This is a genomic window from Collinsella aerofaciens (assembly GCF_015556945.1).
In the GTDB taxonomy this organism is placed as follows: Bacteria; Actinomycetota; Coriobacteriia; order Coriobacteriales; family Coriobacteriaceae; genus Collinsella; species Collinsella aerofaciens_AO.
The window spans coordinates 61,225-77,133 of the sequence record NZ_JADNNH010000003.1; the positions used below are offsets into that span (position 1 = coordinate 61,225).

Consider the following 15,909-nt stretch of genomic DNA (forward strand, 5'->3'; position numbering starts at 1 on the left):
GACGTTCCTAAACGACTACCCAATGACTACTCTGTGGTGTCGTCGTCCTCGGCAAGTTGGGGGAACACGGCGTCCTTGGGCATGGTGACCTTCGTCAGCGAGGTGAGCTTTTTACTCAGCGACGTGTCCGTCTTGACCAGGTCGCTGAGCGTCACGATCTTGTAGCCGTCGGCAATGAGGCCGTCGATAATCTGCGGCAGCGCCTCGAGCGTCTGCTCGGCGCATTCGTCTCTATCGGTGAGCAGCACGATATTGCCCGGCGTCACCGAATCGAGCACCGTCGAGACCTGCTCGTCGGCACCGTTGAGCAGCCAGTCGCCCGAGTCAATATTCCACGAGACCACGGCGGAGACCAGGTCCATCGCATCAATCCAGTTTTGCTCGTCAAAGGCAGCGTAGGGAGCACGCAGCAGCATCGTCTTCACGCCGGTCGCCGACTTAATCGCGTCGGTGCCTTTCGTGATCTGTTCGCGTACCGCCTCACGGTCCTGACCCTTGAGCGAATCGTCGCTGTAGCTGTTGGATCCGATCTCGCACCCGGCATCGACAATCGCCTTGGCCGTGGCAGGCGAGGCCTCGACCGCATCGCCCGAAAGGAAGAACGTCGCGGTGACGCCCTTTTCCTTGAGCACCTGCAAGATCTGTTTGGTGGCGCCGCTCGGACCCTCGTCAAACGTCAGCGCCACGTACTTTTTGTTGCCCTTGGGCGCCACGCTGGCGCACGCAACGACGCAATCGGTGGCGGGCACAACCTCGCCGCGGTCTTGCGTCTTGCCCGACTGCTCACCAACCCACACCTCGGAGCGGCCCTGGACACCCCACGTCTGCACATACTCGATAGCGCCCGTACCCTCGACCTTGAGCTTGGGCTCGATAACCGTAGCCTGAACCTCGTGCTTCTCGTAGGTGTTACGGCCATCCTTGACCGTCACCTTCTCGCCGCCCTCAAGTTCGCGGCTATCCCATTTGCCCTGTTTCACGCGCTTGCCGTCGACCTTCACCGACAGTTTTTCGCCCCCATGGCGCTTGAGCACGCTGTCATCGACGGCCAGCAGGTCGCCTGCGTCGTAGGTGTCAGTCAACTCCTGGTCGTCGATGAGATTCTGCAGCGTAGAGCCGACGCGCACTGCAGTCTCCTGGCCGTTGAGGACGACATCCACGCTGCGGTTGACGTAGCCCACAACGGCGGCGACAAACAGCACGAGCGCGCAGCCCACGGCGATCAGCGCATAGGGCAGGCGAGACGAACGACGGGGTGTGCGGCTGTTGCCGATGCGCGCGCTGCGATCGCTAAAGCCGCGGCTATGGTTGAGATACATCGCGCCGGGCTTACGGTGACGCTTGCGCTGACCGCTGGGCAGCTGCCCCAGGTCGCGGCGCGCCGTCGGACGCGTACCCGAACGCCCGTTTAAGTTGGATCCGTTTTGGCGCATGTGCCCTCCCCCATAAACACAGCAAGCCGGAGCAACAGGTCTCCGGCTTGCCTCCCATCATTTGGTACGTCGCTATTTTGTAGCTTTTGACGAGCCTCCGCTCGCCTTTTGGTATTCGTCCTTAAAGGCCTTGAACATGCCGCGCGTCTTGCCGAGCTGCTTGCCCAGTGCGCGACTGCCCTTGTCCACGGCAACCGATCCCTTGTCGTCGAGCACCTTGGCGCCCTTCTTGACCTTATCGCCCACCACGACGCTTGCCTCGGCAGCCTTTGCGGCGGCGCCGCCCGAATACCCGAGCGACTTGACCTCGTCCGAGACGACCATCGCGCCGTTCTCGTAGCCGCGCAGCATCGTCGGCGGCACCTGCGTGTCACCAACCAAAACACTCGAAGCAGCACCGGCGGTCACATAGAATGCCTGCACGATGCCCGAACGCGGCTTGAACTCCACATCCGAGCAATAGCCCACGACGTCGCCCGATTCCGTGCGCACGTCCATACCGACCCAGATGATGCAATCGTCCAGGTTGATGTCGAGGCGCTTGGCGGCGGCGGCATCGTACGTGTCCTTGACGTCATCGACCGCAATGGCGCCCTCGTAGACACCAATGGCGTCGAGCGCTACGAATCGGTCGGGACGCTCGATCATGCCCGCGATATCGGACTGGCGGACCATAAAGCCGACCACGCGCGTACCGCCCGGGGTAAAGACCGGAAAGTGAATCTTTCCGAGCTTTTTAGGGCTGCGCGGCGTGCCGTCCTTTTTGGTGCGCTTGTCCTCGGTAGGCTTGCGATAGATCTTGGCGCCGACAAAATCCCCGGCGCGCATTATGCCTCGGTCGAGGGCTCCGCAGCCTCGGTATCAGCCTCGACGGCGTTCTCGACCACGACGTCGGCGGCAGGCGTCACGTTGCCGCCCGAAATGGCGTCGTTGAGCTGCTCGCGCAGCTGGTCCATGCGCTCGCGGGCCAGGTCGACCTTGGCGCGCAGGTCGTCGGTCTTGGCGTCGACCATCGGGCCAAAGTCATTCACCGCAGCACGGGCCTCCTCGGCGCTGTGCTCGTAGGTGTCGCGCATATTGTCCCAGGCGTCGTTGGCGATATCGGCAGCCATGGCGCGGGTCTCGGCGCCCGAGCGCGGGGCCAGAGCAACGCCGACAATAGCGCCGGCAGCGGCACCAAAAAGTGCGCCGGAGACAAAGCTGAAAGTCTTACCCATGATCATTCCTCTCCTGCGGGCACGTCGGTGCCCACCGTTTGAATGCTGTCCATTATACCCGCAGTACATCACTTGCCACTCCGCTCATCTACATACGGCAAAGGCGCAGGTACGTGATGGTGATAAACGCGTAGGCCTACTCCTGGGGCATAGTCGGCATGGCCACCGTGGCACCCGGGTCCTCGCCGGCGCCGTCCACGAGCGGCAGGCTGCCCTCATGCGCAGGTCCTGCCGGAACCGTCGCCGCACCGCCAAAGACGGCAGCGGAAGCCTCATGGTTCTCGGCAACCGCGCCCTCGGTATCAATCGCCACCTGGGGCTCGTCGTCAAAGTTGGGGACACCCTGGGGCTCGGTGGGAACGGGCTCGGCGGTCGCATCGGCAACGGGCTCGGCGTCGGCCGGCACATCGCCCTCGTCAGCGCCCTCGCCCTCGGCAGCATCTTCGCCGTTCGCAGCGGCGACGGCCTCGTGAGGATCCTTGCCCTCGGCCTCGGCGCGCATGCCCAGCACCAGGTTGCGCAGGCCCGCGACCGTGCCCTCCACGTCGGGAGCTGGCTGGTCGGCGTGCAGGTAGGCCCAGTCCATCATAAAGGTGGCCGAAGACAGCGCACCGATGGCCAGCGCATCATCGGGGCACGAAAGCTCAATCTCAAAGACGCGCTCGTCGTGCTCGCTCACGCGGGTGCGGCCGCACGAAATGCTGCCCGCAAGGCCGGTCTCGTTCATGAGCTCGACCGTCACGTGCTCAAGCAGATGGCAAAGCTCGGTCTGGCCCATGCAGTCCTGGAACTCGCGACCGGAATCGCCCAGACACAGGTGCTTGGCAATCGCCGGCACCAGGTAATACACGCGCGCCGTGGCCTCGATATCCTCCGAGGTCATGAGCGGCATGCCGGGGTTCACCAGCACATGCGCGCAGATCTTGTCCTCGCTGACGGTGACCTTAAGGATGTTGAACAGGCCTGCCATAACTCTCCCCTACTCTTCCTTGCCCTACTCGTCGCCATCGTGCGGATCCACAGAGCCCGCACCCGACGCCGCCGGCTTCTCTGCCGAAGACTCGGAATCCTTCTTATCGGTTTCGGCCGGAGCGATCACGCGAATGAGCGAGATGCGCTGGCCACGCATCGACTGCACCTTAAACTTGTACCCCGCAACCTCAAACACCTCTCCGATGTCGGGCACCGAGTCGCAAAGCTCCAAAATCCAGCCGGCGATGGTCTCATAATCATCGCTTTCCTCGAGCGGCCAACCAAGCTCAATCGCGTCATCGCACGAAAAACGCCCATCAACGAGCCACTCGCGGCGCGAAAGACGCGTGAGGTACTTGTTGTCGGGGTCGAATTCATCCTCGATCTCGCCGACGATCTCCTCGACGATGTCCTCGATGGTGATGATGCCGGCCGTGCCGCCGTACTCGTCCACGACCACTACGATCTGGTCGTGCGAAGTCTGCATCTCGGACAGCAGCGGCAGGATGTCCTTGGTATCGGGCACAAAAGTGGCGTCGCGCAGGTAATCGGCGATGAGTTGGTCGCCCTTGCCGTCGAGCGCGGGCTGAATCAGGTCCTTGATGTGCGCGATGCCCGCGACGTTGTCGGGATCCTCGTGATAGACGGGGATTCGGCTGAAGCCGGTCTGGCGCATGGTGGACAGCACGTCGGCGACGGTCTCGTCGTCCTCGCACATGGTGGTGTCCACGCGCGGCACCATGACCTCGCGGGCAACGGTGTCGCCCAGGTCGAAGATCTCGTGGATCATGCGCTTTTCCTCGTCGAGCAGGTCGTCCTGCTCCGAGACCATGTACTTGATCTCTTCCTCCGAGACGTTTTGGCGGTCGTCGGCGCTCTTGATGCGCAGAATGCGGGCCAGGCCATCGGAACAAGCGCCGGTCAGCCACACGAGCGGACGGGCAATCTTTTGGAAAAACGACAACGGCCCCACGACTTGCTTGGACACGCCCTCGGCATTGGCCAGGCCGATGCGCTTGGGGACGAGCTCGCCGATCACGATGGATACGAAGGCGACCGCGACGGTGATGATGACCGGCGCCAGGCCACGCGCGATGGCGGAGAGCGGCGCGATGCCAAAACTCATGAGCCACGTGGCGAGCGGGTCGGACAGACTCGTCGAGGCGACGGCGGACGAGGCGAAGCCCACGAGCGTGATGGCGACCTGGATGGTGGCGAGCAGCTGGTCGGAGTCGGCAGCCAGCTTAATGGCACGCTCGGCGCGCTTGTCGCCTTCCTCGGCCTCGTGCTCCAGCACGGCGCGCTTGGCCGTGGTGAGCGCCATCTCGGACATAGAGAAGTAGCCGTTGATGAGGGTCAGGACGAGCGTGGTAATAAGAGAGATGGTTATGTCCATCGGGAGTTTCTCGAACCTCCAAGATTCGGGACGTTAGGTAGTAAGCGTAGGTGACGGATAGGGCAGTTGCGCCCGGCGGCCGCCTGGATAGGTCCGCGGGCACAGACGCGATCGCTAGATTACGAAGAGGATCACCGCCATGAACTGGAAGATGCTGCCGGCGAGTACCCACAGGTGAAACACGCTGTGAAGATAGCGCACGTTTTTGGCGATATAGAACGGCACGCCCGCGGTGTAGCACACGCCGCCGACGGCGAGCAGGGCAAGTGCCACGGGGTTGAGCAGCGCCACAAGTTCGGGCAGCTTAAAGACAACGAGCCAGCCCATCAGCAGGTAGACCAGGCCGCTTACCCAGTGCGGCTGGCGCTCGCGCATAAAGCACTCGAGGGCGATGCCGATGATGGCGATGGCCCATACGGCAAAGAACAGCACAGCGCCGCCGTCGTTTGCGAGCGTGATGAGGCAAAACGGCGTATAGCTGCCGGCTATGAGCAGGTAGATGCAGCTGTGGTCGATGATGCGAAACACGCGCTTGGCGCGCGCGGGCTGAATCGCGTGGTAGAGCGTGGAGGCTAGGTATTCGAGGATAATGCTGACGCCATAGACAATTGCCGCGGCCATGTGGGCCGGGCCTCCGCCGCGCAGGGCAGCGAATACGATCAGGAGCACCAGGCCCGCGATACCCAGCAGGCAGCCGACACCATGGGTGACGGAGTTCATGATCTCCTCGCCCACCGTGTAGTGTGGAACGGCCGCGGTCTTGGGCCGCGGCTTAGAACTGTCGCTCGAATCGGACATGCCGGTTACATCCTCCAACGTAAAGAGTTCTCAACACTATATCAAAGCGTCTAGGTACGTGCGAAATTTGCACCATACGTGACCCTTTGTTTACCCATTCTTTGCCTGTTGACGCATCAACGGCGAACGTCCATAATGCGCTTGCATTAAATGTTGATGTATTAACATCTTATAGGAAAGCTTCTTATGTCTCAAAACGCACGTTCCCATCGAAAGCTCAAGATAGCCGGCGTCGTTGCGCTGGTGCTCGTTGTCGCGCTGCTGGGGTTTGCCGGCAACTTTCTGTTTGACTTCGCGCTGAATCCCCGCGCGCCATACACCATGAAGATGATGCAGGACGGCAAGGACGCCGAAAAGGGCGAGCAGATGGATGCCGAGGAGGGCGAGGCACGGGCGTGGTTTAAAGAGAACCGCGAGAGCAGCAGCCTCACCGCGGACGACGGGACTGAGCTCGCCGCCTGGTATTTTGCTGCGTCGGAGAGCACACACGACTACGCCGTCTGCCTGCATGGATATACCAACGAGCCTATCGGTATGGCCCGATACGTCAAGCGATTCCACGACCGCGGCATGAACGTACTCGCACCCGCCGCCCGCGCCCACGAGCGCTCCGGCGGCGACTATATCGGCATGGGCTGGCCCGAGCGCCTCGACATCGTCGCATGGATCGAGCAAATCGTTCAGGCTGACCCCGAGGCGCGCATCCTGGTCTTTGGCGAGTCGATGGGTGCGGCAACCGCCATGAACGTCGCGGGGGAATCTCTGCCCGCAAACGTGAAATGCATTATCGAGGACTGCGGTTATACGAGTGTTTGGGACGAGTTTTCCCTGCAGCTCAAGGACGTGTTCGGCCTGCCCAGCTTTCCCTTGCTCGATGTAGCAAACTTGGTGTGCAACGTGCGCGCGGGCTACGACTTTCATAAGGCGAGCAGTGTGGAGCAACTCAAACACGCGACGGTTCCCATGCTGTTTATCCACGGCGACCAAGACACCTTTGTGCCGTACAGCATGCTCGACCAAAACTACGAGGCGTGCGCCAGCAAGGTCAAGCAAAAGCTCACTATCCATGGCGCCACCCACGCCAAGAGTGCGCAAGTTGACCCCGAGCTCTACTGGAATACGGTCGACGACTTCCTCGATAGGAATTTTTAGGGAAAAAGCGGCGTCTGGGGATTTATCTAACCCCCTATTTTCGGAAGTATGCGGCAAAATCCGGAACTGCCAACCGGACCGCAGTTTTACCAACAATTTATCAGGGGTTTTGTTGCCAAAAAACGTCGTGTGCTCGGCAGTCTCAGAATTTGCCGCATACTTCCGAAAAACCGCCTGCGAGCACCGTGCTCACAGGCGGTTTTTAATTGAGTTACGCAACAAAATCGCGTTCTTTGTCCAATAGGACGACGCTATTTAACCTCGATGAGCTCGTACTTGCTCGTGCCCAAGCCGATCTTCTCGGCGTGCGCGATGCACGCGCGCCAGTCGGTGTCGGGATGCGTGATGCAGAAGGGGTCACGCGCCTGCTCGCCCTCCAGGTGCTCGTGATTGTGCTCCATCTTAGCGGCGCTATCGGTGAGCTCGGTGTTGGGCAGCGGCTCGGATGCCATGACGGCGTCGGCGCAAGCCTGGTCGATGGCGACCGGGTCGAAGCTCGCAAACATGCCGATATCGTTGACGATAGGCGTGTCGTTTTCGGGATGGCAATCGCAGTTGGGGCTGATATCCATGGCAAGCGAGATATGGAAGCTCGGGCGGCCGTCGACGACGGCCTTGGTGTACTCGGCGATCTTACAGTTAAGCACGTCGGCCGCGGCCTCATAGCCGGGCTTGATGCAGTCCTGGTTGCATGCCGCAATGCAGCGTCCGCAGCCCACGCAGCGATCGTGGTCGATGGCAGCCACGTGCACCGTGCGGGTGTTGCCGTTGGCAAGCTCGCGCTCGCGGGTGTCGTCGAACGAGATAGCGTTGTGCGCGCAGATCTTTTCGCAGGCATGGCAGCCAACGCAGTGCTCGGTCGCGACGTTCGGCTTGCCGGCGGCGTGCTGTTCCATCTTGCCGGCACGGCTGCCGCCACCCATACCCAGGTTCTTCATGGCGCCGCCAAAACCGGCCTGCTCATGGCCCTTAAAGTGGGTGAGGCTGATCACGATATCGGCATCCATGAGTGCCTGGCCGATCTTGGCCTCGTGCACGTACTCGCCGCCCTCGACCGGGACGAGCGCCTCGTCGGTGCCCTTGAGACCGTCGGCGATGATGATCTGGCAACCCGTGGCATACGGGGTAAAGCCGTTCTGGTAGGCGGTGTCGATGTGCTCGAGCGCGTTTTTGCGGCTACCGACATAAAGCGTGTTGCAGTCGGTGAGGAAGGGCTTGCCGCCCAGCTCCTTCACGACATCCGCGACGGCGCGGGCGTAGTTGGGGCGCAAAAAGCTCAGGTTGCCCAGCTCGCCAAAGTGAATCTTAATGGCGACGAACTTGTTCTCAAAGTCAATCTGCTCGATACCGGCGTGACGGATGAGGCGCTTGAGCTTGTCGAGCTGGCTCTCGCGAGCATGCGTGCGTAGGTTGGTGAAGTACACCTTAGCGGGTGCTGCGGGTGCAGTTGCGGTCATAGATCTATCCCCTCGGTCTATATGGCGTTACAGACATAGGAGATGGTACCCGTTGAAGCGGGGTTAATGTCAAGCACGGCGCCCAGTCATTGGGTACTCATTGGGGACAGACTTAAATGACTGAAACCACTCATTGGGGACAGACTTAAATGAGTGCCTCGCCACCTGGCAGCTAGGGACGTTCCTTTTCTGCCGGCAGTTAGGGACAGTCCTTGCCAGCACGGCCGGCGAGCCGGCGAATCGGCAAAGACTGTCCCCGATGACTGGTCGTTTAAGAACGTCCCCAATGACTACTCTTGGACTTTGAGGGCCTCGGCCAGGCTGACGCGCTTGATAGAGCGCGTGTGTAGCAGCGCCACGACCAGGTAGGTCGCAAAGCCAATGCCCACGCACGCAGCCATGGACCAAGCGGGCACGTAGATCTCGATATTGCCGTTGTAGGCGAGCAGCATCGAGCGGAAGATGGCCGTGAGCGAGCCAATAATGACCGGCAGGCTCAGCACGAGCGACGCCGCCACGCACAGCGTGATCGAGCGGATGTACAGATGCGAAATCTCGCTATCACGATAGCCAAAGACTTTCATGTAGCTAATCGAGCGGACGCTATGGTCGATCACGGCCTTGGTCAGCAGGTACATAAACAGTAGGAAGATAAACACCGCGAGCCCGACCATCATGCCGATCATTTTGCTCATCATGCCAATGAACTGGTCTCCCACGGCGCGCATGTCGTCGGGCGTGGTGTCGCCGGCAAAGTAACGTGCGTCGAGGTCGAGCTTCTCGTTGCCCACATAGCCGTTAAAGTAGGCGGCGTCGTTGTCGAACAGCTCATTAAAGTCGTCGATACTCATATAGATATTCATGTCCGACTTGGAGCCCCAGGCGCAGTCCTTGCCCGCGTACTCAAGGGAATAATGCTCACCCTCGTACTTGTCGCTGAGCGTGACCTTCTGACCCTCGCTCCAGCCAAACTTATCGAGCAGACCACCGCCAAAGACGACGCGCCCATCGCCGACGTTGAGGTCTTTCCAATAGCGCGAATCGGATGAAATGCCGTAGACGGAAATCGTCTCCTCGCCATTTCCATCGCCGCGGTCGTATTGCAGCTGGTAAACGGCGTATTTCTCGGCCTGTGCAATTGCGCCCACGCCGTTGTCGGTCGTATTGACCGGGTGGATATCGTCGTTGTCAGCGTCAATCTTGGAGGCCTTGCCGATCAGGCCGATGGCCTCATCGCGGTCGCAGCCGAGGGCATCGGCAAGATCGTCGAGGCGCGCGTAGAGCGCATCCTTCTTGTCCTGGACCTTGGCAAGCGCATCCTGCGCTGCGGTCAGGCTCTCGGCAGACGGAGATGCGGTCGCGGCATCGGCTGCCGTCTGCGCCGCATCGGCCGCGTCGTCAAGCTCGTCATCGGCATCCTGGGCGGCGGAAAGCAGCGCGCCGTCAACCGACTGCAAGCGCTCGAGCGCCGACCACTGCTCGCGTTCCTCGGCAGTGCCCTCGAGCTCCAGCGGAGCCTTGAGCGTGTACTGGTGCTCGGCGACCAGGCTCGTCTCCAGGTTGTCCGCGTAGTGCGTCATCGTGGGCAGAATCGCCAGGCCAAAGAGCAGCAGCAGCGAGGCAAACGCAATGCCCACGAAGAGCGTGGCGAAGTTGCCCAGGTTGCGCAGGAAGATACGCAGGCGGAAGCGGGAAACAAAACCCATGCGCTCCGGCAGCTGCAAGCCGCGCTTGGTGCCCGATTTGCCGCTCGCCTCGTGACGAAGGAACTGCAACGGCGTCTTGCCCATTTTGCGAAGCAAACCCACCAGCGTGATGAGGATGAGCGCGACGGCGGGAACCACGGCGCACTTCACAAAGATCTCCCAGCTCCAGTACACCTGGAAAGGCGGCAGACTGTACGAACCGTAATAGAGGCTGCGCATGGGCTCGGTAAAGAACACAACGCCGAGCGCAGTGCCCAAAAACGCCGCGACCACGCCCACGATGGCGGGAAGTGCCAGGTAGTGCAGGACAATCTCGCGTCGACGATAGCCGCTGGCGAGCAGCGTGCCGATGATGGCGCCCTCCTCCTCGATGGTGGCGTCGGTAAGGACCACAAAGACGAACGCCATAATCACGATGATGATGTCGAGCAGCGTCATCCACATCATGGAGTCGCCGTCCACGTCGTCGCGCGCATAGCCAATGCCCTGGTTGGAATCGGCATCGATCAGATCGTCCACGCGCGTATCGGCTTCGGTCAGTGCCTCGACCATATCCTGCTCCGCATCGGTGCGGTCCGCGGTGGAGAGATCGCGATCGGCAAAGGTGAAGGAGTAGGTGTAGGCGGGTGCGCCGCCGGCGTCCTCAAGCGCGGCAAAGCCGGCGTCGGTGACCTCGGCCACGCCATAGGTGATGGTGTTCACCGTAAAGTCCGAATTGTTGAGGAACAGCGCCTGGCTATCGGGCTGGGTCATGATGCCGCAGATGGTGTAGGTGCGGCCCTCGAGCTCGACCTTATCGCCCACGGCGAGGTCGTTGTTGGTGGCGAAGACGCGGTCGATTGCCACCTCATCGTCCGTCTTGGGCTGTCTGCCCTCACAGTAGGACGCGATATCGACCTTGGTGCGATGCGCATAGGTGCGCAGCGTGCGCTTGGTGCCGTCGTCGCCGGCGGTCTTTTTGATGATGGCGTCGATGGAGAAATTCTTGTAGAGCGTGACGCCGCCGACGTCGTCGGCCGCGTCCTCGGCTGCCTTGAGCTGATCGTCGGTAGCCTCGAAGGAGGTGGTCACGCGGCCGTCCTCAATCGTGTACGCATCGCGCATGTCGTCGATAAGGCAGCCGATGGAATGCGCCGCGAGCAAAAAGCCCGAGGTAAGGGCAATGCTTCCGCACATAAGCAAAAAGATGCCCAGGTACTTGCCGATATTGCGGCGCAGCTCGCGCGGGAGACGTTTTGCGAGAGGTGTCATGGCGCCGCCTACCAATCGAGCTCGGCGGCCGCGACGGGCGACTCGTTGAGCTCATCCTCGACGATGCGCCCGTCGCGCAGGCGCAGCACGCGGTTGGCCATGCGAGCGATGGCGGCGTTGTGCGTGACGATGATGATGGTGCAGCCGTACTCGTGATTGACATCCTCCATGAGCTGCAGGATTTCCTTGGACGTCTTATAGTCGAGCGCGCCCGTAGGCTCGTCGCACAGCAGCAGACCTGGGTTTTTGACGAGCGCGCGGCCGATGGCACAGCGCTGCTGCTGGCCGCCCGAAACTTGGCGCGGGAACTTGTTGCGGTGCTCGTAGAGGCCCAGCGAACGCAGCAGGTCGTCGACATTGAGCGGGTTTTTGGACAGGTGCGCCGTGACCTCGATGTTCTCCTTGATGGTGAGGTCGGGCACCAGATTGTAGAACTGGAAGACGAAGCCCAGCTCACGGCGGCGGTACTCACCCAGGTCGGTAGGCTTGAGCACCGTGAGGTCGCAGCCGTCCACCATGATGGAGCCGCCGTCGGCATCCTCCAGGCCGCCAATGAGGTTGAGAAAGGTCGACTTGCCCGAGCCCGAGGGCCCCAGCATGACGCAGATCTCGCCGCGGTTGATGGACGTGTCGATGCCATCGAGTACCGTCAAGCGCGCATCACCGTCGCCGTAGTGCTTTTTGAGCCCCTTGACCTGGACGTAGGCTTGCTTCGTCGCCATGGTATCCCCCATTGTTAGCCTCGTACTACTTTATGAACGTAATAGTAAACCTTGGCGAACTATTTTTGGAGCGAGGCCTGGAATTTATTTCAGACTAGTCATTGGGGACGTTCTTAAATGACTAGCCGCTAGGGACACTCTTTCGCCACCCGGCACTTGGGGACGTTCCTTATCTGCCGGTAGCTGGGGACAGTCCTTGCCAGCCCGGCCGGCGAGCCGATGAATCGGCAAAGACTGTCCCCGATGACTAGTCGTTTAAGAACGTCCCCAGTGACTAGGTGGCTAGGCGCGGAATTTGGCGCGTGCGAGGGCGAGGCCTACGGCGGCGATTGCCACGGCAAAGAGTGCCGTGACGCCTAGGTCGCAGGCGATGTCGCCCAACACGGCGGACGTCAAATCCGAGGCAAGCGCCTTGCCGATCGCGTCGTTCACCCAAAACGTCGGCACAAAATGCGCCACGGTCTGCACGGCCGAGCCCATGAGCGACAGCGGCATCCAGGCGCCGCCCAAAAACGTCATGAGCATGCCAAGCAGGTTGCCCACACCGTTAAGCAGCTCCTCGCGCGCGCCCAGGCTCGAAAGCGTAAAGCCAACGGCCAGCGGCGTGCACGCCAGGGCAAATGTCGCCGCCAGCGCAAGGCACACACGGCCCACACCGACCTCGGCGACCGCGCCGGCAAAGCCCACGACGCCCATCATGCTCGACACAAACCAGATGCAGACGGTGATCACAGCGGCGGCCGCAAACACGGCAAGCGAGCGCCGACGCTCGGAAACTGGGCCGGCATCCATACGACGCACGCGCTCGGGCTCGTTCATGCCCGAGAACACCAGCCCCACCGACACGATGACCGACGAGATGATCGCGTACGCGCCAAAGTTGAAATACGACTCGAGCGTGGCGGCAGCCGTCGAGTCGACCTTGACCTGCTCGATCTGGACCTCCGCGCGCTTTGCAGCGGCATGCTCGGCGGCCTTGGCAACATCGCCGTTAGAAGCAGCGGGCTCAAGCGCCGCCGCAGCGCCCGCGAGCGAGATCCAGCGCGAGGCCTCGGCAGACGAAAGCGCCGCCGCCATAGTGCCGGCACCGTAGGTCACATCGAGCTTGGGCAGGGACTCCCCCGCGCGGGCAGCCGCGACCAGGTCGTCCTCGAACCCCTCCGGGATAAAGAACACGCAGTCGGCGCTGCCCTTGGCGCTGTTGCTCTTGGAGAGCGCGTCCGCAAGGTCGTACGTGTCATCGCCGACGCCCGTGACCAGGTCAAACCGCGAACCTAGGTGCTTGGTGAGCGCACGTGAAAGATCACTGCCATCGCGGTCGACCACGATCACGTTGGCGTCGTAGGGCTTGTACTCGGTGAGCTGCGACGAGTTCCAGCTCACCGATGCCGCGATGAATACGCCCATCAGCGAAATGAACACCGTGTAGATGAGCAGGTAGAACGGGTGTGCCAGCGCCATGCGAAGCGCGGTCTTAAAGGTGCTCATAGCGGTTCCTTCCAAAGATCAGCGTGGCGGCGGCAACGAACAGCAGCGCCATAAGGACCAGCGCGCCGGCGCGAACGGCAAAAGGTCCCAGGTCCTCAAAGAAATACAGGCGGTTGAACATGTCGCAGATAAGCTTGACGGGATTGAGCCAGCACTCGGCCGGGCAGGCGCGGGCGACGTCGTCGGCAAGCGCCATCGCCGGCTCGCCGTAGAGGCCAGCGAACAGGGCGCACGTGGTAGCAAAGCCCGTGAGGATGCCGGACTTGGACGCCTTGCCGCCCTTAACGGGAAGCGTGCCCACAAAGAGCCCCAAGCCCGTGGCGGCAAGCGCGGAAGCGGCGCCGCCCACCAAACACAGTCCCTCGCGCCCGCCAAAGTCGACGCCCACGACCAGGCGCACGTAGCCAATCGCGATCGTCATCGAGGCAAAGGAGACCAGCCACGAGCCCACAAAGATACCGGCCAGCGACGCCGTTTTGGAAAGACCGCCCGCGCAGCGGCGCGCGCCAAGGCCCGACAGATTGGGCTGCAGATCGACGACGCTCAAGGCGGCAAACTCGGCAGACATCATCGCGACCAGGCCAAAAAGCGCGTAATAGTAGATGACCGTGCCGTCGGGCGTGGTGCGCGTAAGGCTCACGCGACGGGTGCCGCCCTCGAGCGACAGGGCGCGCGCAACCGCCTCGGGGTCGGCGAGTGCCGCCGGGTTGTCCTGGGCAATCTGGGACATGAGCTCGGCATTTTGTGTATACGAGCTTGCCACCGTCTCCAGGATGCTGCGATCGGTGAGCACCGATGATGCGCGCGAGCTGTCGTAGCTCGATAGCAGTGTGAGCTTGGATGCGCCTGCGTCGTCGACCGTATAGATGCCCGCGACCTCGCCGGCCTTAAGCGCACGGTTCGCATCGGCTGCGTCGTCGCACTCGTGGATCTCGAGCAGCTGATTGTCGCTCTCCTTGGCAAGCGACGTCGCCACGTCCTTAAAGGTCGAGGCGTCCCAGGCCTCGTCCGCTATGACGGCAACCGGTACCGGGTCGACCGTGCCGTCGGAGCTCAGATTCGCAAACATAAACATGAACATCGTGGAAAGTGCGATGGGAAAGAGAGCGCCCCAGACCCACGTGCTCGGCCGGCGCAGCAGCGTCTTGACCGTAGTGATGATGGTGTTGAACATGACTGCCCCCTAGTCGCGCAGCTCGCGGCCGGTGATCTCGAGGAACACGTCGTTGAGGGTCGGCGGCTCGCTCCACACGCGGCCGAGCGCCACATCGGCGGCGCGCAGCGTGTCGAGGATGTCGACCAGATTGTGCGGACTCGTCTCGCAGGTGCAGACGAGCTCGCCGCCGGACAGCTCGACGCTGAGCACGTGCTCGAGGGCGCGCAGCCGCTCGACCGTGGCTGGCTCGACGGCGCCCACCTCGACGGTCACGCGCTCGCCCATCTGAATCATGCGTTTGAGCTCGTCGTTGGTGCCCTGCGCCAGCACGCGGCCGCCGTCCATGATCATGATGCGGCTGCAGATCTGCTCGACTTCCTCCATGTAATGGCTGGTATACACCACCGTGGCGCCCTCGTCGCGCAGGCGGCAGATGCCCTCCAGGATGGCGTTGCGACTCTGCGGGTCGACTGCCACCGTGGGCTCGTCAAAGAAGATGAGCTCGGGCTTGTGCGCAATGCCGCAGGCAATGTTGAGGCGACGCGCCAGGCCGCCCGAGAGCTTGCCGGGGCGAAACTTGGTAAAGTCGCCCAAGCCCACAAAATCGATCGCCTCGTCCACCAGCGCGCGGCGGCGTTTGCGGTCGTTGACGTAGAGACTGCAGAAATAATCGATGTTCTCGCGCACGGTGAGCTCGTCGAACACCGCCACCTGCTGCGACACCACACCGATGCGACGCTTAAGGTCGTAGCGGGCGGGCGTCATGGGCTCGCCGAACAGCTCGATAGTGCCCTTGTCGTAGGCGAGCAGCTGCAGGATGCAGTTGATGGACGTGGTCTTGCCCGAGCCGTTGGGGCCCAGCAGGCCAAAGATCTCGCCGGGGGCGATGCTCAGGTTAAAGTGGTCAAGCGCGATAAGGTCGTCATAGCGCTTGACGAGGTTTTCGACGTGGACGATGTCTGTCATGAGGCGGCCCTTCTGTTGATTGCGGCCCGGTACGATTGCATCATCGCAGGAGCGGACGGCGCGCACCAGTGAGCTTTGTCACGAGTGCGGGGGCTCGGTCGCGTGGCCCGCTGACGCGACCGCCCCACCGTGCGGGAGGAATGTCACGGTTGCGCTAGGCGGCCCCTCCACCACGCGCAGCTTCGCGTACAATAC

Annotated in this window: 13 protein-coding genes; 1 reads left to right on the forward strand and 12 read right to left on the reverse strand. The window is 62.0% G+C overall.

From position 1 onward, the window contains the following. Positions 1–26: 26 nt before the first annotated feature. The 6 genes from I2F59_RS01655 to trhA all read right to left on the reverse strand — a co-directional run bounded on the left by I2F59_RS01655 (position 27) and on the right by trhA (position 5,816). Positions 27–1,433: a polysaccharide deacetylase family protein gene (locus I2F59_RS01655; RefSeq protein ID WP_229065271.1), complete on the reverse strand. Its 1,407-nt coding sequence runs from the start codon at positions 1,431–1,433 to the stop codon at positions 27–29. 72 nt (positions 1,434–1,505) lie between these two features. Further along, complete coding sequence (locus tag I2F59_RS01660; RefSeq protein ID WP_055252569.1) at positions 1,506–2,261, reverse strand: PRC-barrel domain-containing protein; 756 nt, start codon at positions 2,259–2,261, stop codon at positions 1,506–1,508. Continuing rightward, complete coding sequence (locus tag I2F59_RS01665) at positions 2,261–2,650, reverse strand: YtxH domain-containing protein (RefSeq protein ID WP_035136593.1); 390 nt, start codon at positions 2,648–2,650, stop codon at positions 2,261–2,263. Before I2F59_RS01665 ends, I2F59_RS01660 begins: the two co-directional genes overlap by 1 nt. 136 nt (positions 2,651–2,786) lie before the next feature. Continuing rightward, entirely contained in the window at positions 2,787–3,620 is an 834-nt protein-coding gene (locus I2F59_RS09855) for a cyanophycin synthetase family protein (RefSeq protein WP_229065272.1), read from the reverse strand. 24 nt (positions 3,621–3,644) lie between these two features. After that, on the reverse strand, positions 3,645–5,018 hold the full coding sequence (locus I2F59_RS01675) for a hemolysin family protein (RefSeq protein WP_195503038.1): 1,374 nt from the start codon (positions 5,016–5,018) through the stop codon (positions 3,645–3,647). Positions 5,019–5,132: 114 nt separating this feature from the next. Next, positions 5,133–5,816, reverse strand: coding sequence for a PAQR family membrane homeostasis protein TrhA (gene trhA / locus I2F59_RS01680; RefSeq protein WP_172674639.1), 684 nt, complete (start codon positions 5,814–5,816; stop codon positions 5,133–5,135). A 186-nt stretch (positions 5,817–6,002) separates the two neighbouring features. Between trhA and I2F59_RS01685 the strand changes: the two genes are divergently transcribed. After that, positions 6,003–6,968, forward strand: a complete 966-nt coding sequence (locus tag I2F59_RS01685; protein WP_195503039.1) for an alpha/beta hydrolase — start codon at positions 6,003–6,005, stop codon at positions 6,966–6,968. 251 nt (positions 6,969–7,219) lie between these two features. Here the strand turns inward: I2F59_RS01685 and I2F59_RS01690 are convergent, their stop codons facing one another. From I2F59_RS01690 to I2F59_RS01715, 6 genes are all read right to left on the reverse strand, one after another. Continuing rightward, entirely contained in the window at positions 7,220–8,425 is a 1,206-nt protein-coding gene (locus tag I2F59_RS01690; protein WP_195503040.1) for a DUF362 domain-containing protein, read from the reverse strand. A gap of 290 nt (positions 8,426–8,715) precedes the next feature. After that, positions 8,716–11,382 carry an ABC transporter permease gene (locus tag I2F59_RS01695; RefSeq protein WP_195503041.1) on the reverse strand — a complete coding sequence of 889 codons (2,667 nt, stop codon included), beginning with the start codon at positions 11,380–11,382 and terminating at the stop codon, positions 8,716–8,718. A gap of 8 nt (positions 11,383–11,390) precedes the next feature. Further along, complete coding sequence (locus I2F59_RS01700) at positions 11,391–12,104, reverse strand: ABC transporter ATP-binding protein (protein ID WP_229065273.1); 714 nt, start codon at positions 12,102–12,104, stop codon at positions 11,391–11,393. 282 nt (positions 12,105–12,386) lie between these two features. Next, positions 12,387–13,592, reverse strand: a complete 1,206-nt coding sequence (locus I2F59_RS01705; protein WP_195503043.1) for an ABC transporter permease — start codon at positions 13,590–13,592, stop codon at positions 12,387–12,389. Then, positions 13,579–14,766 (reverse strand): ABC transporter permease, encoded by a 1,188-nt coding sequence (locus I2F59_RS01710; RefSeq protein ID WP_195503044.1) that lies wholly within the window; start codon positions 14,764–14,766, stop codon positions 13,579–13,581. The genes I2F59_RS01705 and I2F59_RS01710 overlap by 14 nt, the downstream gene beginning before the upstream one ends. Positions 14,767–14,775: 9 nt before the next feature. Continuing rightward, a complete protein-coding gene (locus I2F59_RS01715) occupies positions 14,776–15,714 on the reverse strand; it encodes an ABC transporter ATP-binding protein (protein WP_195503045.1) in 939 nt (312 codons plus the stop codon). Positions 15,715–15,909 lie beyond the last annotated feature (195 nt).

Coding starts and splice junctions, on each gene's coding strand:
- I2F59_RS01695 (WP_195503041.1), bottom strand. CDS start 11,382: ATGACACCTCTCGCAAAACGTCTCCCGCGCGAGCTGCGCCGCAATATC.
- I2F59_RS01700 (WP_229065273.1), bottom strand. CDS start 12,104: ATGGCGACGAAGCAAGCCTACGTCCAGGTCAAGGGGCTCAAAAAGCAC.
- I2F59_RS01675 (WP_195503038.1), bottom strand. CDS start 5,018: ATGGACATAACCATCTCTCTTATTACCACGCTCGTCCTGACCCTCATC.
- I2F59_RS01665 (WP_035136593.1), bottom strand. CDS start 2,650: ATGGGTAAGACTTTCAGCTTTGTCTCCGGCGCACTTTTTGGTGCCGCT.
- I2F59_RS01710 (WP_195503044.1), bottom strand. CDS start 14,766: ATGTTCAACACCATCATCACTACGGTCAAGACGCTGCTGCGCCGGCCG.
- I2F59_RS01655 (WP_229065271.1), bottom strand. CDS start 1,433: ATGCGCCAAAACGGATCCAACTTAAACGGGCGTTCGGGTACGCGTCCG.
- I2F59_RS01705 (WP_195503043.1), bottom strand. CDS start 13,592: ATGAGCACCTTTAAGACCGCGCTTCGCATGGCGCTGGCACACCCGTTC.
- trhA (WP_172674639.1), bottom strand. CDS start 5,816: ATGTCCGATTCGAGCGACAGTTCTAAGCCGCGGCCCAAGACCGCGGCC.
- I2F59_RS09855 (WP_229065272.1), bottom strand. CDS start 3,620: ATGGCAGGCCTGTTCAACATCCTTAAGGTCACCGTCAGCGAGGACAAG.
- I2F59_RS01715 (WP_195503045.1), bottom strand. CDS start 15,714: ATGACAGACATCGTCCACGTCGAAAACCTCGTCAAGCGCTATGACGAC.
- I2F59_RS01690 (WP_195503040.1), bottom strand. CDS start 8,425: ATGACCGCAACTGCACCCGCAGCACCCGCTAAGGTGTACTTCACCAAC.
- I2F59_RS01660 (WP_055252569.1), bottom strand. CDS start 2,261: ATGCGCGCCGGGGATTTTGTCGGCGCCAAGATCTATCGCAAGCCTACC.
- I2F59_RS01685 (WP_195503039.1), top strand. CDS start 6,003: ATGTCTCAAAACGCACGTTCCCATCGAAAGCTCAAGATAGCCGGCGTC.